19 protein-coding genes, 1 tRNA gene and 1 riboswitch are annotated in these 25,044 nt (G+C 71.9%); of the genes, 16 read left to right on the top strand and 4 right to left on the bottom strand.

The features are described from left to right. Positions 1-6: 6 nt before the first annotated feature. Positions 7-690 carry a response regulator transcription factor gene (locus GMA12_RS03915; protein ID WP_162459445.1) on the bottom strand — a complete coding sequence of 228 codons (684 nt, stop codon included), beginning with the start codon at positions 688-690 and terminating at the stop codon, positions 7-9. A gap of 202 nt (positions 691-892) precedes the next feature. Here GMA12_RS03915 and GMA12_RS03920 point away from each other — a divergent pair, with 202 nt between their 5' ends. The 3 genes from GMA12_RS03920 (at position 893) to ygfZ (ending at position 3,309) form a co-directional block, all read left to right on the top strand. Next, a complete protein-coding gene (locus GMA12_RS03920) occupies positions 893-1,498 on the top strand; it encodes a hypothetical protein (RefSeq protein WP_062734985.1) in 606 nt (201 codons plus the stop codon). A gap of 117 nt (positions 1,499-1,615) precedes the next feature. Continuing rightward, positions 1,616-2,215 (top strand): heme-binding beta-barrel domain-containing protein, encoded by a 600-nt coding sequence (locus tag GMA12_RS03925; protein ID WP_162459446.1) that lies wholly within the window; start codon positions 1,616-1,618, stop codon positions 2,213-2,215. A 5-nt stretch (positions 2,216-2,220) separates the two neighbouring features. Continuing rightward, positions 2,221-3,309: a CAF17-like 4Fe-4S cluster assembly/insertion protein YgfZ gene (gene ygfZ, locus GMA12_RS03930; RefSeq protein WP_162459447.1), complete on the top strand. Its 1,089-nt coding sequence runs from the start codon at positions 2,221-2,223 to the stop codon at positions 3,307-3,309. A gap of 236 nt (positions 3,310-3,545) precedes the next feature. Here the strand turns inward: ygfZ and GMA12_RS03935 are convergent, their stop codons facing one another. Then, positions 3,546-4,577 carry a 6-phosphofructokinase gene (locus GMA12_RS03935; RefSeq protein WP_156267312.1) on the bottom strand — a complete coding sequence of 344 codons (1,032 nt, stop codon included), beginning with the start codon at positions 4,575-4,577 and terminating at the stop codon, positions 3,546-3,548. A 193-nt stretch (positions 4,578-4,770) separates the two neighbouring features. On the opposite strand from GMA12_RS03935, the gene ppk2 reads away from it, so the two are divergent. Further along, entirely contained in the window at positions 4,771-5,670 is a 900-nt protein-coding gene (gene ppk2, locus GMA12_RS03940) for a polyphosphate kinase 2 (RefSeq protein WP_156267543.1), read from the top strand. A 71-nt stretch (positions 5,671-5,741) separates the two neighbouring features. Here the strand turns inward: ppk2 and GMA12_RS03945 are convergent, their stop codons facing one another. Then, positions 5,742-6,077: a hypothetical protein gene (locus tag GMA12_RS03945; RefSeq protein ID WP_370830149.1), complete on the bottom strand. Its 336-nt coding sequence runs from the start codon at positions 6,075-6,077 to the stop codon at positions 5,742-5,744. Next, positions 6,074-7,279, bottom strand: coding sequence for a pyridoxal phosphate-dependent aminotransferase (locus GMA12_RS03950; RefSeq protein WP_156267314.1), 1,206 nt, complete (start codon positions 7,277-7,279; stop codon positions 6,074-6,076). The genes GMA12_RS03945 and GMA12_RS03950 overlap by 4 nt, the downstream gene beginning before the upstream one ends. 287 nt (positions 7,280-7,566) lie before the next feature. Between GMA12_RS03950 and GMA12_RS03955 the strand changes: the two genes are divergently transcribed. The 12 genes from GMA12_RS03955 to GMA12_RS04010 all read left to right on the top strand — a co-directional run bounded on the left by GMA12_RS03955 (position 7,567) and on the right by GMA12_RS04010 (position 24,912). Beyond that, positions 7,567-7,639, top strand: a tRNA-Trp gene (locus GMA12_RS03955). 109 nt (positions 7,640-7,748) lie between these two features. Further along, positions 7,749-8,021 (top strand): preprotein translocase subunit SecE, encoded by a 273-nt coding sequence (secE, locus tag GMA12_RS03960; RefSeq protein ID WP_047803896.1) that lies wholly within the window; start codon positions 7,749-7,751, stop codon positions 8,019-8,021. Positions 8,022-8,098: 77 nt separating this feature from the next. Further along, on the top strand, positions 8,099-8,890 hold the full coding sequence (gene nusG / locus GMA12_RS03965) for a transcription termination/antitermination protein NusG (RefSeq protein WP_162459448.1): 792 nt from the start codon (positions 8,099-8,101) through the stop codon (positions 8,888-8,890). Between the two features lie 146 nt (positions 8,891-9,036). Next, complete coding sequence (gene rplK / locus GMA12_RS03970; protein ID WP_047803898.1) at positions 9,037-9,468, top strand: 50S ribosomal protein L11; 432 nt, start codon at positions 9,037-9,039, stop codon at positions 9,466-9,468. An 88-nt stretch (positions 9,469-9,556) separates the two neighbouring features. Next, complete coding sequence (gene rplA, locus GMA12_RS03975; RefSeq protein WP_047803899.1) at positions 9,557-10,261, top strand: 50S ribosomal protein L1; 705 nt, start codon at positions 9,557-9,559, stop codon at positions 10,259-10,261. Between the two features lie 118 nt (positions 10,262-10,379). Beyond that, positions 10,380-11,528, top strand: coding sequence for a GNAT family N-acetyltransferase (locus GMA12_RS03980; protein ID WP_162459449.1), 1,149 nt, complete (start codon positions 10,380-10,382; stop codon positions 11,526-11,528). 325 nt (positions 11,529-11,853) lie between these two features. Then, the gene (rplJ, locus tag GMA12_RS03985) at positions 11,854-12,378 is read left to right on the top strand and encodes a 50S ribosomal protein L10 (RefSeq protein ID WP_156267316.1); all 525 of its coding nucleotides are present in this window, start codon (positions 11,854-11,856) and stop codon (positions 12,376-12,378) included. 96 nt (positions 12,379-12,474) lie between these two features. Continuing rightward, complete coding sequence (rplL, locus tag GMA12_RS03990; RefSeq protein ID WP_047803902.1) at positions 12,475-12,858, top strand: 50S ribosomal protein L7/L12; 384 nt, start codon at positions 12,475-12,477, stop codon at positions 12,856-12,858. A gap of 120 nt (positions 12,859-12,978) precedes the next feature. Beyond that, positions 12,979-13,086, top strand: a riboswitch (glycine riboswitch). 165 nt (positions 13,087-13,251) lie between these two features. Next, positions 13,252-16,104, top strand: a complete 2,853-nt coding sequence (gcvP, locus tag GMA12_RS03995; RefSeq protein ID WP_156267318.1) for an aminomethyl-transferring glycine dehydrogenase — start codon at positions 13,252-13,254, stop codon at positions 16,102-16,104. Next, on the top strand, positions 16,101-17,210 hold the full coding sequence (gcvT, locus tag GMA12_RS04000) for a glycine cleavage system aminomethyltransferase GcvT (RefSeq protein ID WP_156267320.1): 1,110 nt from the start codon (positions 16,101-16,103) through the stop codon (positions 17,208-17,210). The genes gcvP and gcvT overlap by 4 nt, the downstream gene beginning before the upstream one ends. Before the next feature lie 245 nt (positions 17,211-17,455). Next, positions 17,456-20,965 carry a DNA-directed RNA polymerase subunit beta gene (gene rpoB / locus GMA12_RS04005; RefSeq protein WP_156267322.1) on the top strand — a complete coding sequence of 1,170 codons (3,510 nt, stop codon included), beginning with the start codon at positions 17,456-17,458 and terminating at the stop codon, positions 20,963-20,965. Positions 20,966-21,027: 62 nt separating this feature from the next. After that, entirely contained in the window at positions 21,028-24,912 is a 3,885-nt protein-coding gene (locus tag GMA12_RS04010; protein ID WP_156267324.1) for a DNA-directed RNA polymerase subunit beta', read from the top strand. Positions 24,913-25,044 lie beyond the last annotated feature (132 nt).

A 25,044-nucleotide genomic window follows, 5' to 3' on the forward strand; every position in this document is an offset into this window, starting at 1 on the left:
CGGTGCTCAGTGCTCCCGGCTCCGGCTCGTGGCGAAGCTGTAGCCCACGTTACGCACCGTGGTGATCAGGTGCTCGTGGTCGGCGCCCAGCTTGGCCCGCAGCCGCCGCACGTGCACGTCCACGGTGCGGGTGCCGCCGTAGTAGTCGTAGCCCCAGACCTCGCTCAGCAGCTGGGCGCGGGTGAAGACCCGTCCGGAGTGCTGGGCCAGGAACTTCAGCAGCTCGAACTCCTTGTAGGTCAGGTTCAGCGGGGCGCCGTTGACGTGGGCGGAGTAGGCGGCGTCGTCGATGACCACCGAGCCCGCGCGGATCCGGGTGTCGTCCTCGGGGGTCTCGGCCGTGCGGGAGGAGGCCAGGCGCAGCCGGGCCTCGACCTCCGCCGGGCCGGCGGTGTCGAGCACCACGTCGTCGACCATCCAGTTCGCGGCCACCGCGGCCATCCCGCCCTCGGTGAGGACCATCAGCAGCGGCGCCGCCAGCCCCTTCGTGGTGAGCAGCTGCGCCAGGTTGCGCGCGGTGATCAGGTCGGTGCGCCCGTCCAGCAGCACGACGTCGGGGTGGCGGCCGTCGAGGCTGCCCGAGACGGTGCGGGTCGGGGCGACCGTCACCCGGTGGTTGAGCAGGTCGAGGGCCGGCAGCACCGATGCCGAGGGACCGTCCGCGTCGGTCAGCATCAGGATCTGGAACACTCGTGCTTCTCCACTCTGGCGTACGGGCTGAGCTGTCAGTATAAGTCGGCGCCGGTCCCCTCCCGCGCGACGCGGCCCCGGCGCGGGGCGCCGCGCGCCCCGCCGGTCCTCCGCGGCCAGCCGCTATCGTTGCTCGTGTCCGCCCGGTCGCCCCGGTCCGGGCGCCGGCCCCGACCCTCGACAGTGCAGGAACCCGATCGCCATGAGATACGCCATGATCGCCGCGTGCAGCGTGCTCAGCCTGGCGGCGGCCCTGGCCGCGGTCGTGGTCGCCGGTCCCGCGCCGCTGCTCCTGGCCGCCGGGATGTCCCTGGTGATCGGCTTCGGCTGGCCCGCCGCCACCGGCATCGCCGCCCGGCACCGGCACAACGTGATCATGAGCGCGGCCGGCGTCGTGGCCGCCCTGCTCGTCCAGACCCTGCCCGGCCAGCAGCTGGTGTGGCTGCCCGCGGTCGTGGGCGTGGCCCTGGTGACCGTGTTCGCGGCGGAGCTGGTGCGCGGCGAGGGCGCCGAGCACCGGCTGGAGTCCACGATCGCCTCCACGGCGGGAGTGCTGGCCACGGTCAGCTCCTCCGGCTGGATCGCCCTGGCCAGCGACTACCGGGCGACCGGACCGGACCCCGTGCAGCTGGTGGTGGTCGGCGCCGTGGTCGCCGCGCTCGTGGGCGTCGTGGGCGCCCGGGTCATCTCGTCGGCCCCGAAGCGCTCGCCGAAGCGGGGCGTGGTGGCCCTCGGCGTGACCCCCGTGGCGTTCCTCGGCGTGGGGGCCCTGTTCACGGCCCGTCTGGTGAGCACCGTGGTAGCTTAGGGACCATGCTTGCACTCGAGATCTTCTACCTGGTCCTGCTGGGCATCTCCGGTCTGTTCATCGCCGGGATCTCCGTCAAGGTGATCCTCGGCCTGTTCAAGGGACAGCACTAGTTCCGTGCCGATCGAGATCCCCTCGGATCTGACTCCCGAGCTCGTCCCGTTCGCCTGGTTGCTGGGCACCTGGGAGGGCGACGGCTTCATGGGCTACGGCGAGGTCGAGCAGCGTCCCTTCCGGCAGCGCGTGACCTTCGAGCAGAACGGCCTGCCGTTCCTCGAGTACCGGGCGGAGACCACGCTCCTCGACGAGGAGGGGCAGCCGATGCGCCCGGCCACCGTGGAGCAGGGCTTCTGGCAGCTCGACCGCACCCTGGAGGACGGCGACGTCGGCCCCGGGATGCTCCCGCCGGACCTCGTGCCGGTGCTCAAGGGCGCCGAGGACGTCGAACGGCTGCGCAACGGCGACGGCGGCTTCGACGTCCTGGTGACCCTCACGCACCCCGGCGGCATCGTCGAGCTCTACCTGGGCCAGATCAAGGGCCCCCGCATCGACCTCGCCACGGACGCCGTGGTGCGCGCCCGGGGCGCCAAGGAGTACAGCTCCTCGACCCGGATGTACGGTCTGGTCCACGGCGACCTGTTCTGGGCCTGGGACATGGCGGCCTTCGGCGAGCCGCTGGCCACGCACGCCTCCGCCCAGCTCAAGAAGATCGGCTGAATCCCGTGACCCCCTACCGCTCGCCCCTGCTCGACCGCCCGGGCGCCGTCGAGGCCGAGGGCCTGGACCGAGGGGTGGCCGCCCACTACGGCGACCCCGTGCGCGAGCAGCGCGCCCTGGTCCGGACCCCCGGCACCGTGGTCGACCTCTCCCAGAAGGGCGTCGTCACCGTCACCGGCCCGGACCGGCTCAGCTGGCTGACCACGCTCTCCTCGCAGGTGCTCACCGGGCTCGCCCCGGGCAGCAGCGCCGAGACCCTGTTCCTCTCCGTGCAGGGGCGCATCGAGACCGCGCCGCACGTCGTGGACGACGGCACCGCCACGTGGCTGATCACCGAGGCCGACGAGACCGCGCCGCTGGCCGCGTGGCTGGAGTCCATGCGCTTCGCGCTGCGCGTGGAGGTGGCCGACCGCTCCGGCGAGTGGGCGGTGCTCGGCGCCTCCGGTCCCGTGCCCGGGCTGGGGGACGGACCGGTCTGGCGCGACCCCTGGCCCGCGGTCGCCCCGGGCGGGTGGAGCTACGCCGCCCTCGACGGCCCGCACCCGGGGGAGGAGCGCACCTGGTGGGAGCACCTGGTGCCCCGTGCCGAGCTCGACGCCCTGACCCGCGAGCTGCCCCTCGCCGGCGCGTGGGCGGCCGAGGCGCTGCGGATCGCCGCCTGGCGCCCGCGCTGGGGGGCCGAGACCGACGAGCGGACGATCCCGCACGAGCTGGACCTCCTGCGCACCGCCGTGCACCTGCAGAAGGGCTGCTACAAGGGGCAGGAGACCGTGGCGCGCGTGCACAACCTGGGCCACCCGCCCCGGCGGCTCGTGCTGCTCGACCTCGACGGCTCCGAGCACACCCTGCCGTCCCCGGGCGCCGAGGTCCTCGCGGGCGAGCGGGCCGTCGGCCGGGTCACCTCCGTGCAGCTGCACCACGAGCAGGGCCCGATCGCGCTGGCCGTGCTCAAGCGCACCGCCGATCCCGAGGCCCCGCTCCTCGTCGCGGACGGCGAGCAGCGCTGGGCCGCGGCCCAGCAGGTCGTGGTCCAGCCCGACGCCGGCCAGGTGGTCGGGCGGCGGTCCGGCTTCCTCCGCGGCCCCCGCCCCTAGCGGCACCCGGCCGGCCACGGGGCGGGCCGCGGCCCACGGTCCGGTGCCGCCGCCGGTGGGCCGTGAGGCCGCACCGGGCGCGGGACCGTTCCCGGTGGTTCAGCGCCGGAGCCGGCGATCGGACCACGGTGCACGCCGGGAGCGCGGACGGGCTCGGGCCGGGATCCCGGCGCCGACGGGGGACCGCCGGCGCGGCGCTCCGGAAGCCCCCCGAGAGGTGTCTGTGCGCGCCGCGGTCAGCGGCCGAAGAGGACCCGGGCCTCGTCCCAGCGGTGCTGGGGCACGGTCTTGAGCCCGTCGAGGGCCTCGCCGAAGGGGACCCGGACCATGTCGGTGCCGCGGATGGCGACCATCTGCCCCCAGCCCTTGTCGGTGACCAGGTCCACGGCGGCCAGCCCGAAGCGGGTGGCCAGGACCCGGTCGAAGCCGGTGGGGGCCCCACCGCGCTGGATGTGGCCCAGGATGGTGTTGCGGGTTTCGATCCCGGTGGCCGCCTCGATCTGCTCGGTGACGTACTCCCCGACCCCGCCCAGCCGGGGGCGGCCGGAGGCCTCGGTGCCCTTGCCGGCGAGCACGTCCTCGTGGCCCTCGGGGATGAAGCCCTCGGCCACGACCACCAGCGGGGAGCGGCCGCGCTCGTGCACCTCGGTGACCCAGGCGCAGACCTGCTCCATGGACACCGACTGCTCGGGGATCAGCACCGCGTGCGCCCCGGCGGACATCCCCGAGTGCAGCGCGATCCACCCGACGTGGCGGCCCATGACCTCGGCGACCATGCACCGGTGGTGGGACTCCCCGGTGGTGCGCAGCCGGTCCATCGCGTCGGTGGCGATCTGCACGGCGGTGTCGAAGCCGAAGGTGTAGTCGGTGGCCTGCAGGTCGTTGTCGATGGTCTTGGGCACCCCCACGACCGGCAGCCCGGCGTCGGCCAGCCGCTTGGCCCCGGCCAGGGTGCCCTCCCCGCCGATGGCCACGATCGCGTCGATGTGGTGGCGCTCGAGCATCACGGCGATCTTCTCCGGTCCGCCGCCGGGACCGTCGTAGGGGTTGGTGCGGGAGGTGCCCAGGATGGTGCCGCCCTCCCGGGCCAGTCCGCGCACCCGGGTGCGGGGCAGATCCATGATGTCGCCCTCCACGACCCCGCGCCAGCCGTCGCGGAAGCCCACGAACTCGTGGCCGTAGCTCTTGATCCCGTGCAGCACCGCCCCGCGGATCACCGCGTTGAGCCCCGGGCAGTCCCCTCCGCTGGTCAGCAGTCCGATCTTCATCCGTACAGTCTCCTCCGGGTGGGCGGCGTGCGAGTCGGCCGGACGTGCACCGGCTCGCCCAGTCTAGTGAACGGGCTCCGGGGCGGGGACCGCAGCGGGCCGGGCGGGCAGGGTCCCCGTGCCGCGGGGCCGGGCCTAGACTGCGGGAAAGGGGCCTGACGGGCCCGGAAGGAGGTCTGCGGTGAACGAGGACATGGAACCGGTCCGGGAGAACCTGCGGGAGTTCATCGACAAGCTGGTCGACCAGGGCTACACGGTGCGGGACGGGCAGTCGCCGGACCCGGACCTGATCGACCCGGGGGGCTCGGCGGTGGAGACCTGGCGGGAGGACTACCCCTACGAGGAGCGGCTGGACCGGGAGGACTACGAGCTGGAGAAGTACCAGCTGCAGATCGAGCTGCTGAAGTTCCAGTACTGGGGCCAGGACCACGACCTCCGGCACGTCATCGTGTTCGAGGGCCGCGACGCGGCCGGCAAGGGCGGGACGATCAAGCGCTTCACCGAGCACCTGAACCCGCGCGCCGCCCGGGTGGTGGCGCTGACCAAGCCCTCGGACCGGGAGCGGGGGCAGTGGTACTTCCAGCGCTACATCGGCCACCTGCCCACCGCCGGGGAGATCGTGATGTTCGACCGCTCCTGGTACAACCGGGCCAACGTGGAGCGGGTGATGGGCTTCTGCTCGGACACGGAGTACGAGGACTTCATGGTCCAGGCCCCGGTGTTCGAGAAGATGCTCGTGGAGTCCGGCATCCACCTGACCAAGTTCTGGTTCTCCGTCACCCAGCACGAGCAGCGCACCCGCTTCGCGATCCGCCAGATCGACCCGGTGCGGCGCTGGAAGCTCTCCCCGATGGACCTCGCCTCCCTGGACCGGTGGGAGGACTACACCGAGGCCAAGGAGGAGATGTTCCTGCGCACCGACACCGACCACGCCCCGTGGATCACGGTGAAGTCCAACGACAAGAAGCGGGCGCGGCTCAACGCCATGCGCTTCTTCCTGAACCAGTTCGACTACGAGGACAAGGACCCGGCGGTGGTCTATCCGCCCGACCCGCTGATCGTCCGGCGCGGCCGGGACGCCGTGGGCGACTGAGCCGCGGCACGGCCGACGACGCCGCCCGCCCCCGGCCGGGGGCGGGCGGCGTCGTCGCGGGACGGGGCGGCTCAGCGGCCGGGACGGTCCACCAGCACGGCGTTGGCGGCGGCGTTGACGGCCGTGACGGCCAGCACCGAGGGCCAGGCGCCGATCCGCTTGGCCAGCGGGTGGGAGAGCCCGAAGCCCAGGACGTAGAGCCCGCCGAGCGCCGCCGTGGTCGCCGGTCCGCCGCGGTGCCACCACGAGTGGGCGGCCGCCGCACCGGCGGCGGCCAGCACCGCCCCGCCCAGGGGGCGGACGCCGGTGACCCGGGCGGTGGCGTAGCCGCCGATCAGCCCGCCGGTCACGAGCACGGCGGCGGGCACCGACTCCGCCGCGGCCACGGCGCCGTCGAGGGCGCTCACGCGGCGCTCCCCAGGAACTCCTGCAGCCGGCGCAGGCCCTCGGCGAGGTCGTCGTCGCCCAGGGCGTAGGACAGCCGCAGGAAGCCGGAGGGCCCGAACGCCTCGCCGGGCACCACGGCGACCTCGGCCCGCTCGAGGACCAGCTCGGCCAGCTCGGCCGAGGTCCGCGGCACGGCGTCGCCGAAGCGCCGGCCGAGCAGCCCGCGCACGTCGGCGTAGGCGTAGAAGGCGCCGGTGGGCACGGGGCACGCCACGCCCTCGATCGCGTTGAGCGCCTCCACCATGGTCCTGCGCCGGCGGTCGAACGCCTCCCGCATCCGGTGGGCCTCGTCGAGGGGCCCGGACACCGCGGCCAGCGCCGCGCGCTGGGCGATGTTGTTCACGTTGGAGGTCAGGTGGGACTGCAGGTTGGTGGCGGCCTTGACGACGTCCGGGGCCGCGATCATCCAGCCCACGCGCCAGCCGGTCATCGCGTAGGTCTTGGCCACGCCGTTGAGGATCACCACCCGGTCGCCCAGCTCGGGCACGGCGGCTGCGATCGAGGTGAACGGGACGCCGTCGTAGGTGAGGTGCTGGTAGATCTCGTCGGTGAGCACGAAGATCCCCTTCTCGGCCGCCCAGCGGCCCACGGCGGCGGTCTCCTCGGGGGAGTACACCGCGCCGGTGGGGTTGGACGGGGAGCAGAACAGCAGCGCCTTGGTGCGCTCCGTGCACGCCTCCTCGAGCAGTTCCGGGGTGACCTTGTAGCCGAGCTCCGGGCCGGCGAAGACCTCCACCGGGTTGCCGCCGGCGAGCTTGATCGCCTCCGGGTAGGTGGTCCAGTACGGAGCGGGGAGCAGGACGTCGTCGCCCTCGTCCACGACCGTGGCGAAGGCCTGGAACACGGCCTGCTTGCCGCCGTTGGTGATGAGCACCTGCGCGGGCTCCACCGCGTACCCGTCGTCCCGGGCGGTCTGCTCGGCGACCGCCTTCCGCAGCTCGGGCAGGCCCGCGGCCGGCGTGTACCGGAAGTTGGCCGGGTCCTGCAGGGCCGCCGCGGCGGCGTCCACGATGTACTGCGGGGTGGGGAAGTCGGGCTCCCCGGCCCCGAAGCCGATCACGGGGCGGCCGGCGGCCTTGAGCGCCTTCGCCTTGGCGTCCACCGCGAGCGTCGCGGACTCTGCGATGGCGCCGACGCGCCGGGAGATGCGGGATGCGGTCATGACCGGGGGCCTCCTGGAAGGGGGACGGGCGGGCGTCGCCGTGCGCGGCGACGGCGGTGCGGACCTGCCCCATGCTACTCGGGGCGGCCGCGGGGCCCCGGGCCGCCGGGCGCGCCGCCGCCCCCGGCGGATTGCACGGGCACGCCCCGGTCCCCTAGGATGGACGACTGGTGTCATCGACGCCTGCCCGGGCGCGCCGTCGCGGCGGTGCCGGGTGGTAGAGTCGGTGACCGGGTCCGAGCGATCGAGGCCGGCGTGCGCACGCCGGCCGAGGCCGTGAGGCGCGAAGGGCAGTGGCGCAATTGGTAGCGCAGCGGTCTCCAAAACCGCAGGTTGCAGGTTCGAGTCCTGTCTGCCCTGCTCCAGTCCGGAGCGGATCCGGCGCCCCCTCCGGGGGGTGCCGGGCCCGCACGGCGACGGCGGGCCGGCAGCACCGCACGGCCCGCACGAGTCCACACAGGGAGAGCCGATGTCGCAGACCACCGCCGGCAGGGCGTCGGGCCAGCCCCCGGGGCAGGGCGCCGAGAGTCCTCGCGGCATCTTCGGGCGCCTGTTCCTCTTCCTGCGCCAGGTCGTCGGGGAGCTCCGGAAGGTCGTCACCCCCACGCGGCGCGAACTGGTGAACTACGTGCTGGTCGTCCTCGTGTTCGTCGCGTTCATGATGGTGCTCATCTCCGTCCTGGACCTCGCGTTCGGGCAGGCCGCCCTGTGGATCTTCGGGCAGGGCGACGCCGCCGGATGACCCGGGCGGCGCACGGACCCGGAACGGCGACCGTGGCCCAGCAGAGCACGACATCCACGACAGAACAGGGAGATCCAGTGACCGAGCACGAGCTCGAAAACGGCACCGAGGCACCGGCCGAGGTCGACCAGCAGGCCCCGGCGCTGCCGGAGTCCGAGGCCTCCGTGCAGGAGGAGGACTTCGCCGCCGCCCACGCGCCGGAGGAGTCCGCGGCCGCACCCGTCGCCGAGGAGGAGCCCGTTCGGGACGAGGCCCCCGCGGTGGACCCTGTCGAGGAGTTCAAGTCCAAGCTGCGCCGCCAGGAGGGTGACTGGTACGTCATCCACACCTACGCCGGCTACGAGAACCGTGTGAAGACGAACCTCGAGACCCGCATCCAGTCCCTCAACATGGAGGAGGACATCTTCCAGATCGAGGTCCCCATGGAGGAGGTCGTCGAGATCAAGAACGCCCAGCGCAAGGTGGTCCGCCGCGTGCGGATCCCCGGCTACGTGCTGGTGCGCATGAACCTCACCGACGCCTCCTGGGGCGCGGTGCGCCACACCCCGGGCGTGACCGGCTTCGTGGGCCAGGACGCGTACAACCCCGTCCCCCTGCGCCTGGACGAGGTCTTCGAGATGCTCAACCCGGTGTTCGAGGCCCCGCAGGGCGCGGGCGGCGAGGCCGCGGCCCAGCCGAGCGCGCAGCCGCAGATCGACGTCGACTTCGAGGTCGGGGAGTCCGTGATCGTCAAGGAGGGCCCCTTCGAGACCCTCCCCGCCACCATCTCCGAGATCAAGGTGGAGTCCCAGCAGCTCGTCGTCCTCGTGTCGATCTTCGAGCGCGAGACCCCCGTCACCCTCGGCTTCAACCAGGTCTCCAAGATCTGACCCGGCGGGCGCGAGCGCCCGCCCACCGTTCCCGTCCCCGCGGCGCATGCTTCGCCGCCGGGGCCGACCGGCCGCCGCGCCACGGCGGCCACCCGCCGTCGTACGCTCCTGTGCGCCGGTACGTCCAGCAGAAGAAGGACCAGCACATGGCTCCCAAGAAGAAGAAGGTCTCCGGCCTCATCAAGCTGCAGATCCAGGCAGGTGCCGCCAACCCGGCGCCCCCCGTGGGCCCGGCCCTCGGTCAGCACGGCGTCAACATCATGGAGTTCTGCAAGGCCTACAACGCGGCCACGGAGTCCCAGCGCGGCAACATCGTCCCCGTGGAGATCACGGTGTACGAGGACCGCTCGTTCACGTTCGTCACGAAGACCCCGCCCGCCGCGCAGCTGATCAAGAAGGCCGCCGGCGTCGCCAAGGGCTCCGGCGTCCCGCACACCCAGAAGGTCGGCAAGCTCACCATGGACCAGGTCCGGGAGATCGCCGAGACCAAGAAGGAAGACCTCAACGCCAACGACATCGACGCCGCGGCGAAGATCATCGCCGGCACCGCCCGCTCGATGGGCATCGAGGTCGAGTGATCAGCCTCGGCTGACACCACCCACCGTTATTGACGTGGCAGGGCCGAGCGCGGTCCGCAGACCACAACTGCACAAGGAGAAGAAGCAGATGGCAAAGCGCAGCAAGGCATACCAGGCGGCAGCGGCCCGGATCGGCGAGGGCCTCTACAGCCCGGCCGAGGCCGTGGCCCTGGCCAAGGAGATCGACACCGCCAAGACCGACTCCACCGTGGAGGTCGTCCTCCGTCTCGGCGTGGACCCCCGCAAGGCGGACCAGATGGTCCGCGGCACGGTGAACCTGCCCAACGGCACCGGCAAGACCGCCCGCGTCGTCGTCTTCGCGACCGGCGACAAGGCCGCCGCCGCGGAGGAGGCCGGCGCCGACCACGTGGGCTCCGACGACCTGATCGCCCGCATCCAGGGCGGCTGGACCGACTTCGACGCCGCCGTGGCGACCCCGGACATGATGGGCAAGGTGGGGCGCCTGGGCAAGGTGCTCGGCCCGCGCAACCTCATGCCGAACCCGAAGACGGGCACCGTCACCATGGACGTGACCAAGGCCGTCAACGACATCAAGGGCGGCAAGATCGACTTCCGCGTCGACAAGCACTCGAACCTGCACTTCATCGTGGGCAAGACCTCCTTCGAGGTCGAGAAGCTGGCAGAGAACTACGGCGCCGCGCTCGAGGAGATCCTGCGCCTGAAGCCCTCCGCCTCGAAGGGCCGCTACATCACCAAGGCGACCGTCTCGACCACGTTCGGCCCGGGCATCCCGGTCGACCCGAACGCCACCGAGGTCGTCGTCGGCGCCTGACGCCGGACACCGGGCCCCGACGGGCCCGCACGGGGGGCCCGGCCGCTGCGGCCGGGCCCCCCTGTCGTTCCACCCACGCGAGCCCGGGGGCACCGCCGCCCTCCGGAAGGGAGTCCCCGTGATCGAGCACCCCCCAGTGCGGATCGAGCAGATGCGCATCCCCGACGACTTCGACGCCGCCGCCCAGGAGCTGCTGGGCCGGGTCGCCGGTCTCGTGCGCCGGTCCCGTCAGCACGTCTGGGGCATCTCGGACCTCACCGGCGACGCGCAAGAGCTCTACCGCGACCTGCTGGACCCCTTCGAACGGGTCGTGGTGCTGCTGGCCTGGGCGGGGGACCGGCTCGCGGGCCGGGCCGAGGTGCGCCTGCCGCTGGTGGCCTCCACCGGGACCGCGCACATCACCGTGGACGTGGACCCCGAGGTCACCTCGCAGGGCACGGGCAGCGAGCTGCTCAGCGCCGCCGAGCAGCTCGCGGTGGGCGAGTCCCGCCGGCACCTGCGGATCCAGACCGAGCACCCCGGCCCGGAGGAGATCCAGGGCGACGGCAGCGTGACCGGGGTCTTCCCCGTGATCACCCCGGGCATGGTCGAGTGGGTCGACGCCGCGGACGGCTCCGGCCGCCTGCCCGTCTCCAACCGGCAGACCCGCTTCGCCCTCCACGCCGGGTACCGGCTGGAGTCGGTCAGCGACTTCGGCGTCCTGGAGGTCCCCCTGCCGCCGGCCCGCGTGCAGGCCCTGCTGCGGGAGGTCGCAGCCTCCCCGGCGCCGGAGGCGTACCGCATCCACGTGTGGGCCGGGCCCGCTCCCGAGGAGCGGCTCGACGAGCTCGCGGCCCTGCACTCGCGCATGGCCGCCGACTCCTTCCTGGCGCCGGTGGCGGCCGACCCGGAGCCCTGGGACGCCGAGCGGGTGCGCCGCACCGAGCAGCTGCGCGCCGAGGCCGGCAACGTGTCCCTGGTGGCCGTCGCCGAGCACGGGACCACCGGCCACCTCGTCGGGATGACCGAGATCGTCCTGGCGGGGGAGGACCCGGTGATCGGGATGCAGGACGAGACCGTGGTGCTGCGCGAGCACCGCCGCCGCTGGCTCGCCACCCGCCTCAAGCTGGCGAACCTGCAGCAGCTCGAACGGCTGGCCCCGGCCGTGCGCACCGTGTACTCGTGGTCCCACAGCGGCGACGACCGGATGAGCCGGGTCAACAGCCGCCTCGGCTTCCGGGTCGCCGGGCGCAGCGGCGTGTGGTCCCGCGAGTTCCCGGCGGCCTGACCGGCCCGGGAGCGGGGCCGGTCCCCGGGGCCGCGCCCGTCTGCGGGGCGGCGCCGATTTGGCGGGTGCGGGACCCTCGGGTAGGGTGGGTCGTACCAAAGACCGCCGGTCGTGTTCTCCCCTGCCTCGTGCGCCCCGTTCAGGAGCGTGCGCCACGGGGAGCAGCCGTAAGAGTTCCGCCAGGAACGGCCAGCGCAGGTGAACCAGCACAGCGAGCACGCCCCGGACCAGGGGCGGGCCGTCGAGCCCCGGGCATCTGCGCGGGGCTTTTTCTGTGCCCGGACCCTTCCGGCAGCGCCCGGCATCGAAGACCGGAAGGAGTACCATGGCGAACCCGGAAAAGGCAGCCGCGGTCGCCGAGTTGAAGGAACTGTTCTCCAACTCGGACGCCGCTGTCCTGACTGAGTACCGCGGCCTCACCGTGGCCCAGCTCAAGGAGCTGCGCCGCTCGCTCGGTGAGAACGCCGAATACGCCGTGGTGAAGAACACGCTGACCGCGATCGCGGCCAAGGAGATGGGCATCGACGCGTTCGACGGCCAGCTCGCCGGCCCGAGCGCGATCGCCTTCATCTCGGGGGACCCCGTCGAGGCCGCCAAGAGCCTGCGTGACTTCGCCAAGGCGAACCCGCAGCTCGTCGTCAAGGGCGGTTACCTCGAGGGCAAGGCCCTCAGCGAGGCGGAGATCAAGCAGCTCGCGGACCTCGAGTCCCGCGAGGTGCTGCTGGCCAAGGTGGCCGGTGCCGCCAAGGCGTCCCTGTCCCAGGCCGCGGCGCTGTTCCAGGCCCCGCTGTCCAAGACCGTCCGTACGGCCGAGGCGCTGCGCGCCAAGGTCGAGGAGCAGGGCGCCTGACCAGCACCCCGCCGCGAGGCACATTCTCACCACGGAACCAGACCGTCCCGCGCCGACGAACCCGGCCGGGGCACACCATCGAAAAGGAGCCACACCATGGCCAAGCTCACCACCGCTGAACTGATCGACGCGTTCAAGGAGCTCTCCCTCATCGAGCTCTCCGAGTTCGTCAAGGCCTTCGAGGAGACCTTCGACGTCACCGCCGCCGCCCCCGTGGCCGTCGCCGGTGCCGCCGCTCCGGCCGCCGCCGCCGAGGAGGCCGAGGAGCAGACCGAGTTCGACGTCGTGCTCGAGGCCGCCGGCGACAAGAAGATCCAGGTCATCAAGGAGGTCCGCGCGCTGACCTCCCTCGGCCTCAAGGAGGCCAAGGACCTCGTGGACTCGGCCCCCAAGGCCGTCCTCGAGGGCGCCAACAAGGAGGCCGCGGACAAGGCCAAGGAGGCCCTCGAGGGCGCCGGCGCCACCGTCACCCTCAAGTAGTCCCCTCTCGGACGCGCCGCGGCGCGACCGATCCCGCGAGGCCCCGGACGCTCGGCGTCCGGGGCCTCGCGCCGTGCCCGGCAGGGTGTGGGACACTGGAGGCACAACCACATCGGCCGCCCACCCGCAGCGGGAGAGTCCGCCGCCGTCCGCATCCGGACGGCCGGCGGCGCCGAAGGAGCAAATCCTCCCCGGGAATCTCTCAGGCACCCGTACCGCTGCGAGCAGGCCACTCTGAAGAGGTCCACCCGCCCACGGCAACCGGCCCGGGCGGACGGCCACCGACGGTGCAGGCCGGCCCCCGTCCGGGGCCGGTGAAAACTCTCAGGTCAGCGAACAGAGCGGGGAGGGCCGGACGGGCCCCACCGGGCCTCGAACCACGAGGAGCTGACCTTGTCCTTCCTTCCACGCCACCTCGGACCGGACGCCGCCGAGACCGGGATCATGCTCGAGACCGTCGGAGCGGCCGACCTCGACGAGCTCGTCGCCCGCGCGGTCCCCCGGGGCATCACCACCGACGAGCCCCTGCGGCTGCCGGAGCCCATGTCCGAGCACGAGGCCCTCACCGCCCTGCGCCGGATCGCGGCGAAGAACCGGGTGATGACGCAGATGATCGGGCAGGGCTACGCCGACACCGTCACTCCGCCCGCCCTGCGCCGCAACATCCTCGAGAACCCCGCCTGGTACACCTCCTACACGCCGTACCAGCCGGAGATCTCCCAGGGCCGGCTCGAGGCCCTGCTGACCTTCCAGAACGCCGTCATGGACCTCACCGGCCTCGACCTGGCCAACGCCTCCCTGCTCGACGAGGCCACCGCCGTGGCCGAGGCCGTGCTCATGATGCGCCGCGCCAACCGCAGGTCCGGCAGCCGGCGCGTCGCCGTCGACTCCCGCACCCTGCCGCAGACCCTCGCCGTGCTGCGCGGCCGCTGCCGGGCCGTGGGCATCGACCTCGTCGTCGCCGACCTCGCCGAGGGCCTGCCCGAGGGCGAGTTCTTCGGCGTCGTCCTGACCCAGGTCGGCGTCGACGGGGACGTCGCCGACCTGGCGGAACGCACGGAGCAGGCCCATGCGCAGGGCGCGCTCGTGGCCGTCGCCACCGACCTGCTCGCCCTCACCCTCCTGCGCTCCCCGGGGGAGCAGGGCGCGGACATCGCCGTCGGCTCCGCCCAGCGCTTCGGGGTGCCCCTGTTCTTCGGCGGGCCCCACGCCGCGTTCATGGCCTGCCGCAAGGGCCTGGAGCGCAATCTGCCCGGCCGCCTGGTGGGCGTCTCGGTGGACTCCTCCGGCCGGCCGGCCTACCGCCTGGCGCTGCAGACCCGCGAGCAGCACATCCGCCGCGAGAAGGCCACCTCCAACATCTGCACGGCCCAGGCGCTGCTGGCCATCGTCGCCGGCGCCTACGCCGCCTACCACGGCGCGGACGGGCTGCGCGCCATCGCCGAGCGCGTGCACCGGCTCGCCGCGCGGCTGGCCGCGGGGCTCACCGCCGCCGGGGTGCCGGTGGTGCACGACACGTTCTTCGACACCGTCCTGGCCGAGGTGCCCGGCCGCGCCGACGCGGTCGCCGCCGCCGCCGCCGAGCGCGGCATCAACGTCCGCCGGGCCGACGCCGACCACGTGTCCGTCTCGGTGGGGGAGCCCCACGACGAGCGCGACGTGGACGCGGTGCTCGCCGCCTTCGGGGCGCGCGCCCCCGAGGACGGGACCGCCGGCTGGGACCTGCCGGACGCGCTGCTGCGCACCGACTCCTACCTCGCCCACCCGGTGTTCACCCTGCACCGCTCCGAGACCGCGATGATGCGCTGGCTGCGCTCCCTCGCGGACAAGGACCTGGCCCTGGACCGGACCATGATCCCGCTGGGCTCCTGCACCATGAAGCTCAACGCGGCCGCGGAGATGGAGCCCATCAGCTGGCCCGAGTTCGCCTCGATCCACCCGCTGGCCCCCGAGGAGCAGACCGCCGGCTACCGGGAGCTCATCGCCCAGCTGGAGTCCTGGCTCGCGGAGATCACCGGCTACGCCGCCGTGTCCGTCCAGCCCAACGCCGGGTCGCAGGGGGAGCTCGCCGGCCTGCTGGCGATCCGCCGCTACCACCTCTCCCGCGGGGACGACCGGCGCACCACCATCCTCATCCCGTCCTCCGCCCACGGCACCAACGCCGCGTCCGCGGTGCTCGCCGACCTGAAGGTCGTGGTCGTGGCCACCGCCGAGGACGGCTCCGTGGACCTGGACGACCTCGCCGCGAAGATCGCGGCGGTGGGGGACGAGCTCGCGGGGATCATGATCACCTACCCCTCCACGCACGGGGTGTTCGAGGAGCAGGTCACCGCCGTGTGCGCGGCCGTGCACGACGCCGGCGGGCAGGTCTACGTGGACGGCGCCAACCTCAACGCCCTCATGGGCCTGGCCCGTCCCGGCCGCTTCGGCGGGGACGTCTCCCACCTGAACCTGCACAAGACCTTCTGCATCCCGCACGGCGGCGGCGGGCCCGGGGTGGGTCCGGTGGCGGTCGCCGAGCACCTGGTGCCGTTCCTGCCCGAGGACCCCGCCGCCGCGGAGGCGGGCGCGGGCGCGGAGACCTTCCCCGTCTCCCAGGCCCGCTACGGCTCCGCCGGGGTGCTGCCGATCTCGTGGATGTACATCGCCATGGCCGGCGCCGAGGGACTCACCGCGTCCTCGCGCACCGCGATCCTCAGCGCCAACTACGTCTCCGCCCGGCTCGCGGACGTCTTCCCGACGCTGTACACCGGCCCCGGCGGACTCGTCGCCCACGAGTGCATCCTGGACCTGCGCCCCCTCACCAAGGCCTCCGGGGTCACCGCCGAGGACGTGTGCAAGCGGCTGGTCGACTACGGCTTCCACGCCCCCACGCTCGCGTTCCCCGTGGCCGGCACCCTCATGGTCGAGCCCACCGAGTCCGAGAACCTCGCCGAGCTGGACCGCTTCGTGGCCGCGATGCGCTCCATCCACGCCGAGATGCAGGCCGTGGCCGACGGCGAGGTGTCGCTCGAGGACTCCGTGCTCCGCCACGCCCCGCACACCGCGGAGGTGCTCACGGCCGACTCCTGGGAGCGCGCCTACCCGCGCTCCCAGGCCGCCTACCCGCTGCCCGAGCTGCGGCTGGCCAAGTACTGGGTGCCCGTGGGCCGGGTGGAGAACGCCGCCGGGGACCGCAACCTGGTCTGCAGCTGCCCGCCGATCGAGGCCTTCGCCTCGGCCGCGCCGGCGGAGGCCGCCCGATGAGCCCCCGCACCACGCCGCTGGAGGACGCCCACCGGGAGGCCGGCGCCGTGAGCACCGACTTCGGCGGCTGGCAGATGCCCCTCAAGTACGGCAACGACGTCGCCGAGCACCACGCGGTGCGCCGGGCCGCCGGGGTCTTCGACCTGTCCCACATGGGCGAGATCGCCGTGGAGGGCCCGCACGCGGCCGCGTTCCTGGACGCGGCGGTCGTCTCCCGGATGAGCGCCCTGGCCCCCGGCCGGGCGAAGTACTCGCTCCTCGTCGACGAGGCCGGCCGGGTCCTCGACGACCTCATCACCTACCGCCTGGCCGAGGACCGCTTCCTGGTGGTGCCCAACGCGGCCAACACGGCGACCGTGCTGCGGGCGCTGCGCGAGCGCGCGGACGGCCACGACGTCACGGTCGAGGACCGCACGGAGTCCACCGCCCTGGTGGCCGTCCAGGGCCCCGCGGCCCAGGACACGCTGCTCGCCGCCGGCTGCGCCGACCCGGACGCCGTGCGGGGGCTCCGGTACTACGCCTGCACGCCCACCGAGGTCGCCGGGGTGCCCGCGCTCGTGGCCCGCACCGGGTACACGGGCGAGGACGGCTTCGAGCTCTACGTGGCCCCCGAGCACGCGCGCACCGTGTGGGACGCGCTGCTCGCGGCGGGGGAGAGCCGCGGGGTCGTGCCCGCCGGGCTCGCCGCCCGGGACTCGCTGCGCCTCGAGGCGGGGATGCCGCTGTACGGCCACGAGCTCGGCCCGTCGATCACGCCGTTCGAGGCCGGGCTGGGCCGGCTCGTGGAGGCGGCGCTGCGCGGCAAGGGCGACTTCGTGGGGCGGGCCGCGCTCGAGGCGCAGGCGGCCGTGCCCCCGGGCCGGGTGCTGGTGGGGCTGCGGGGGCTCACCCGCCGTCCGGTCCGCGCCGGCCACACGGTGCTCGCGGGGGAGGAGACGGTCGGCGAGGTCACCAGCGGCGTCCCGTCACCGACCCTCGGCCACCCGGTGGCCATGGCCCTCGTGCGGCCGGCGGCGCTGGAGGCCGGGGTCGCGCTCGAGGCCGACGTGCGGGGCCGCCGCGCCCCCGTGGAGGTCGTCGAGCTGCCCTTCTACCGCCGCGGCTGAGACGCACGGCACGAAATTCCTCATCCTACGGCCGGTGGGCGCCTGCGTCCACCGGCCGGGTGGACAGACCGCCGACTCCGGCCTATGCTGTTTATTTGCGTTGTCCCTCATTCTGCGTGCCTTCATATAGCGGTGGGCACCCCCGGGGCGCGAACCAGCGGCTCAGCGCGCTGGCCCTCGCGCACCCGTATCCCCGATCTCGGGAACTGCGCGATTCAACTGCAGGTCTGTGGAAGGAATCCATCTTGGTCGCCTCGAGCACCGATTCGAACGTAACCGCTAACCGACCGGCCGACGGGAACCTCCCGCGCCGCATCTCCTTCGCCAAGATCCACGAGCCGCTGGACGTGCCGAACCTGCTGGCCCTCCAGACGGACAGCTTCGACCGTCTCGTCGGCAACGAGCGCTGGCAGGCCCGCGTCCAGCAGGCCGTCGAGAACGGTGAGCAGGGCATCGCCCGCACCTCCGGGCTCTCCGACATCTTCGAGGAGATCTCCCCGATCGAGGACTTCCAGGGCACCATGTCCCTGTCCTTCTCGGAGCCGGAGTTCTACGAGCCCAAGTACACCATGGACGAGTGCAAGGACCGGGACGCCACGTACTCGGCGCCCCTGTACGTCAAGGCCGAGTTCATGAACAACAACACGGGCGAGATCAAGCAGCAGACCGTGTTCATGGGCGACTTCCCGCTGATGACCGAGAAGGGCACGTTCGTCATCAACGGCACCGAGCGTGTCGTCGTGTCCCAGCTCGTCCGCTCCCCGGGCGCCTACTTCGAGCGCGGCCAGGACCGCACCTCGGACAAGGACATCTACTCCGCGAAGATCATCCCCTCCCGCGGGGCCTGGTTCGAGCTGGAGATCGACAAGCGCGACCAGGTGGGCGTGCGCCTGGACCGCAAGCGCAAGCAGTCCGTGACCGTGCTGCTCAAGGCCCTGGGCTGGAGCGAGTCCCGCATCCTCGAGGAGTTCGGGGAGTTCGACTCGATCCGCGCCACCCTCGAGAAGGACACCGTCGACTCGCGCGAGGACGCGCTGCTGGACATCTACCGCAAGCTGCGCCCGGGGGAGCCGCCCACGGTCGACGCCGCGCAGGCGCTGCTGGACAACATGTACTTCAACTCCAAGCGCTACGACCTGGCCAAGGTGGGTCGCTACAAGATCAACCGCAAGCTGGGCCTGGACAAGGCGTTCGAGGACGAGGACGCCTCGGTGCTCTCGGTCGACGACATCGTCGCGATGATCCGCTACCTCGTGACCCTGCACGCCGGCGGCGGCACCATGAAGGGCGTGCGCAACGGCGAGGCCCGGGAGATCGTCGTGGACGTCGACGACATCGACCACTTCGGCAACCGCCGCATCCGCGCGGTCGGCGAGCTGATCGAGAACCAGATCCGCACCGGGCTCTCCCGCATGGAGCGGGTCGTGCGCGAGCGCATGACCACCCAGGACGTCGAGGCGATCACCCCGCAGACCCTGATCAACATCCGTCCCGTCGTGGCGGCGATCAAGGAGTTCTTCGGCACCTCGCAGCTGTCGCAGTTCATGGACCAGAACAACCCGCTGGCCGGGCTGACGCACAAGCGGCGCCTGTCCGCGCTGGGCCCCGGCGGTCTCTCCCGCGACCGCGCCGGCATGGAGGTCCGTGACGTCCACCCGTCGCACTACGGCCGCATGTGCCCGATCGAGACCCCTGAGGGCTCCAACATCGGCCTCATCGGCTCGCTGGCGACCTACGGGCGGATCAACCCGTTCGGCTTCATCGAGACCCCGTACCGCAAGGTCGTGGACGGCGTGGTGACCGACGACGTCGAGTACCTCACCGCCGACGACGAGCGCGGCGTCACGATCGCGCAGGCCAACGCCCCGCTGTCCGCCGACAACCGGTTCGCCGAGGACGCCGTGCTCGCGCGCGCCGCCGACGGCTCGGGCGAGGCCGTGCTGGTCGACCCGACCGCCGTGCAGTTCATGGACGTGTCCCCGCGGCAGATGGTGTCCGTGGCGACCGCGCTCATCCCGTACCTCGAGCACGACGACGCCAACCGTGCGCTCATGGGCGCCAACATGCAGCGCCAGGCCGTGCCGCTGCTCGAGTCCGAGGCCCCGCTCGTGGGCACCGGCATGGAGCGCTACGCGGCCCTGGACGCCGGCGACTCGGTGCTGGCCCGCAAGGCCGGCGTGGTCGAGGAGGTCTCCGCGAACCTCGTGCGCGTGCTCAACGACGACGGGACGACCACCGTCTACCCGATCAACAAGTTCACGCGCTCCAACCCGGGCAACACCTACAACCAGCGCGTGATCGTCTCCGAGGGCGAGCGCGTCGAGGAGCGCTCGGTCATCGCCGACGGCCCCTCCACGGACCAGGGCGAGCTGGCCCTGGGCAAGAACCTGCTGGTGGCCTACATGTCCTGGGAGGGCCTCAACTACGAGGACGCGATCATCCTCTCCCAGCGGATGGTCTCCGAGGACGTGCTCACTTCGATCCACATCGAGGAGCACGAGATCGACGCCCGCGACACCAAGCTGGGCGCCGAGGAGATCACCCGGGACATCCCGAACGTGTCCGAGGAGGTGCTGTCCGCCCTCGACGAGCGCGGCATCATCCACATCGGCGCCGAGGTGCAGGCCGGGGACATCCTGGTCGGCAAGGTCACGCCCAAGGGCGAGACCGAGCTCACCCCGGAGGAGCGGCTGCTGCGGGCGATCTTCGGCGAGAAGTCCCGCGAGGTGCGCGACACGTCCCTGAAGGTGCCCCACGGCGAGTCCGGCACCGTCATCGGCGTGCGCGTCTTCGACCGCGACGACGAGGACGACGACCTGCCCGCGGGCGTCAACCAGGTGGTCCGGGTGTACGTGGCGCAGAAGCGCAAGATCACCGACGGCGACAAGCTCGCCGGCCGGCACGGCAACAAGGGCGTCATCTCGAAGATCCTGCCGCTGGAGGACATGCCGTTCCTGGAGGACGGCACCCCGGTGGACATCATCCTCAACCCGCTGGGCGTGCCCGGCCGCATGAACCTGGGGCAGGTCCTCGAGGTGCACACCGGCTGGCTGGCCAAGCAGGGCTGGAACATCGAGGGCGACCCCGAGTGGCTGGACCGGCTGCCGAACTTCCCGAAGCAGTCGGGCCCCACGAACGTGGCGACCCCGGTGTTCGACGGCGCGCGCGAGGAGGAGATCTTCGACCTCCTCGACCACACCAACCCGACCCGCGACGGCGTGCGCCTGATCGACCGGTCCGGCAAGGCCCGGCTGTTCGACGGCCGCTCCGGCGAGCCGTTCCCGGACCCGGTGTCGGTGGGCTACCAGTACATCCTGAAGCTGCACCACCTGGTCGACGACAAGATCCACGCGCGCTCGACCGGCCCGTACTCGATGATCACCCAGCAGCCGCTGGGCGGCAAGGCGCAGTTCGGCGGCCAGCGCTTCGGCGAGATGGAGGTCTGGGCGCTCGAGGCGTACGGCGCCGCCTACACGCTGCAGGAGCTGCTGACGGTCAAGTCCGACGACGTGCACGGGCGCGTGAAGGTCTACGAGGCCATCGTCAAGGGCGAGAACATCCCCGAGCCGGGTGTTCCCGAGTCCTTCAAGGTGCTCATCAAGGAGATGCAGTCGCTGTGCCTGAACGTCGAGGTGCTCTCGGCCGACGGCAACACCATCGAGATGCGTGATTCGGATGACGAGGTCTTCCGGGCGGCCGAGGAACTGGGCATCGATCTCTCGCACTCCGAGCCCAGCTCGGTCGAAGAGGTCTGAGACCCTCCGTTCCACCCCCGACGAGACGTCACACTTTCCAGAGAAAGAGATAAAGGACCCTCATGTCCAACGAATCTTCACTTGGCCTCATGCGGATCGGTCTTGCGACCGCGGAGGACATCCGGACCTGGTCGTACGGCGAGGTCAAGAAGCCGGAGACCATCAACTACCGCACGCTCAAGCCGGAGAAGGACGGCCTGTTCTGCGAGAAGATCTTCGGCCCCACCCGGGACTGGGAGTGCTACTGCGGCAAGTACAAGCGGGTGCGCTACAAGGGCATCATCTGCGAGCGCTGCGGCGTGGAGGTCACCCGCGCCAAGGTGCGCCGTGAGCGCATGGGCCACATCGAGCTCGCCGCTCCCGTGACCCACATCTGGTACTTCAAGGGCGTGCCCTCGCGGCTGGGCTACCTGCTGGACCTGGCCCCGAAGGACCTCGAGAAGGTCATCTACTTCGCGGCGTACATGATCACCTCGGTGGACGAGGACGCCCGCCACGACGACCTGCCCAACCTGCAGGCCGCCGTGGACCGGGAGAAGGCCCAGATGGAGGCCACCCGCGACGCCGACATCGCCGCGATCGCCCGTGACCTCGAGACCGAGCTCGGCCGCGTCGAGGAGGAGGGCGGCAAGGCCGCGGAGAAGCGCAAGCTCCGCGACTCCGCCGACCGCCAGATGGCCAACGTGCGCAAGCGCGCCAACCTGGAGATCGACCGCCTCGAGCAGGTCTGGGACCGCTTCAAGAACCTCAAGGTCAACGACCTCGAGGGCGACGAGGCGCTCTACCGCGTCATGGTGGACCGCTACGGCATGTACTTCGAGGGCTCGATGGGCGCCGAGGCGATCAAGAAGCGCCTGGAGACCTTCGACCTCGAGGCGGAGGCCGAGTCCCTGCGCGAGACCATCGCCACCGGCAAGGGCCAGCGCAAGACCCGCGCCCTGAAGCGGCTGAAGGTCGTCAACGCGTTCCTGACCACGGACAACTCCCCGCTGGGCATGGTCCTGGACGCCGTCCCGGTGATCCCGCCGGAACTGCGCCCCATGGTCCAGCTCGACGGCGGCCGCTTCGCCACCTCGGACCTCAACGACCTCTACCGGCGCGTGATCAACCGCAACAACCGCCTCAAGCGGCTGCTGGACCTCGGCGCCCCGGAGATCATCGTCAACAACGAGAAGCGGATGCTCCAGGAGGCCGTGGACTCGCTGTTCGACAACGGCCGCCGCGGCCGCCCGGTCACCGGGCCGGGCAACCGTGCGCTGAAGTCGCTGTCCGACATGCTCAAGGGCAAGCAGGGCCGGTTCCGCCAGAACCTGCTCGGCAAGCGCGTCGACTACTCGGGCCGCTCGGTCATCGTGGTCGGCCCGCAGCTGAAGCTGCACCAGTGCGGCCTGCCCAAGCAGATGGCGCTCGAGCTGTTCAAGCCGTTCGTGATGAAGCGGCTCGTGGACCTCAACCACGCGCAGAACATCAAGTCGGCCAAGCGGATGGTCGAGCGCTACCGCCCCCAGGTGTGGGACGTGCTGGAGGAGGTCATCACCGAGCACCCCGTGCTGCTCAACCGTGCCCCCACCCTGCACCGTCTGGGCATCCAGGCGTTCGAGCCGCAGCTCGTCGAGGGCAAGGCCATCCAGCTCCACCCGCTCGTGTGCGGCGCGTTCAACGCCGACTTCGACGGCGACCAGATGGCCGTGCACCTGCCCCTGTCCCCGGAGGCCCAGGCCGAGGCCCGCATCCTGATGCTGTCCTCGAACAACATCCTGAAGCCCTCGGACGGCAAGCCGATCGCCCTGCCCTCGCAGGACATGATCATCGGCCTGTACCACCTCACCACCGTCCGCGAGGGCGAGGTGGGGGAGGGCCGGTCGTTCTCGTCCGTGGCCGAGGCGATCATGGCCCACGACGCGGGCAAGCTGCACCTGAACGCCCTGTGCCGGATCGAGCTGGACGACTTCGTGCCGTTCGAGGGCTGGACCGCCCCCGAGGGCTGGGAGCCGGGCCGGCCGGTCCTGGTGGAGACCACCCTGGGCCGCGTGCTGTTCAACGACACGCTGCCGGAGGACTACCCCTGGGACGAGGCCGTCGCGGACAAGAAGCACCTGTCCGCGCTGGTCAACGACCTCGCGGAGCGCTACCCGATGGTGACGGTGGCGCACACGCTGGACGAGCTCAAGGACGCCGGGTTCCACTGGGCGGCCCGCTCGGGCGTGACCGTGGCGATCTCCGACATCGCGACCCCGCCGGAGAAGCCCGCCATCATGGAGGGCTACGAGGCGCAGGCCGCGAAGATCCAGGGCCAGTACGACCGTGGTCTGATCGACGACGACGAGCGCCGCTCGGAGCTCATCGACATCTGGACCAAGGCCACCGACGAGGTCGCCGAGGCCATGCAGGCCAACCTCTCGCCGCTGAACACCATCAACCGCATGGTGTCCTCCGGCGCCCGAGGCAACTGGATGCAGGTCCGCCAGATCGCCGGCATCCGCGGGCTCGTGTCCAACCCCAAGGGCGAGATCATGCCCCGCCCGATCAAGTCCTCCTACCGCGAGGGCCTGTCGGTGCTGGAGTACTTCATCGCGACCCACGGCGCCCGCAAGGGCCTGGCCGACACCGCGCTGCGCACGGCGAACTCGGGCTACCTGACCCGTCGCCTGGTCGACGTCTCCCAGGACGTCATCGTGCGCGAGGCGGACTGCATGACGGAGCGCGGCCTGAACCTGCCGATCGCCGACGTGCTGGAGACCGGTGCCCGCACCCTGCACGAGGACATCGAGAACACCGTGCACGGGCGCGTGCTCGCGGTCGACGCGGTGGACGCGAACGGGGAGATCCTGGCCTCGGCCGGCACGGACCTCTCCGACCCGCTGATCCACGCGCTGTTCAACGGCGGGATCGACACGGTGCGCGTGCGCTCCGTGCTGACCTGCGAGTCCGCGGTCGGCGTGTGCGCGGCGTGCTACGGCCGCTCCCTGGCGTCCAACCAGCTCGTGGACATCGGCGAGGCGGTGGGCATCATCGCCGCCCAGTCGATCGGCGAGCCGGGCACCCAGCTCACGATGCGCACCTTCCACACCGGTGGTGTCGCGTCCTCGGACGGTGACATCACGCAGGGTCTGCCCCGCATCCAGGAGCTCTTCGAGGCCCGCACGCCCAAGGGCGTCGCGCCGATCTCGGAGGTCGCCGGGCGGGTCAGCCTCGAGGACACCGAGAAGTCGCTGAAGGTCGTCGTGACCCCGGACAACGGGGACGAGGCGATCGGCTACCCGGTGCTGCGCCGCGCCAAGCTGCTCGTCACCGAGGGGGACCACGTCGAGGTCGGCCAGCAGCTGGTCTCGGGCGCCGTGGACCCGAAGGAGGTGCTGCGCATCCGCGGTCCGCGGCAGGCGCAGAAGCACCTCGTGGACGAGGTGCAGCGCGTGTACCGCTCGCAGGGCGTGGGCATCCACGACAAGCACGTGGAGGTCATCGTGCGGCAGATGCTGCGCCGCGTGACGATCATCGAGTCCGGCGAGACGGACCTGCTGCCGGGCGAGCTCGTCGAGAACGTCCGCTTCCTGGAGGCCAACCGGAAGGCGGTGGCCGAGAGCACCCGGCCCGCCGCCGGCCGGCCGGAGCTGATGGGCATCACCAAGGCCTCGCTGGCCACCGACTCGTGGCTGTCGGCCGCGTCCTTCCAGGAGACCACCCGCGTCCTCACGCAGGCGGCCATGGAGGGCAAGTCCGACCCGCTGGTGGGCCTCAAGGAGAACGTGATCATCGGCAAGCTGATCCCGGCCGGCACCGGGCTCGCGCGGTACAACAACATCGACGTGGAGCCGACGGACGAGGCGAAGGCCTCGCTGTTCACGGAGCCGGGGGCGTTCTCGGACTTCAGCTACGCGGAGGAGAACTCCTCGCCGGCCGAGTTCCAGGCGATCCCGCTGGAGGACTACGACTTCGGGTCCAACTGAGGTCGGTGTCCTGACAGGGACGTGATCACGCGGTGATCAGCACGGCAGCCCCGCCCCGGAGGAGCACCTCCGGGGCGGGGCTGCCGCCGTTGCACGGCAGTGCACGTGCCGGGCGCGCCGCCCGGCACGTGC

This window comes from Kocuria sediminis (genome assembly GCF_009735315.1).
In the GTDB taxonomy this organism is placed as follows: domain Bacteria; phylum Actinomycetota; class Actinomycetes; order Actinomycetales; family Micrococcaceae; genus Kocuria; species Kocuria turfanensis.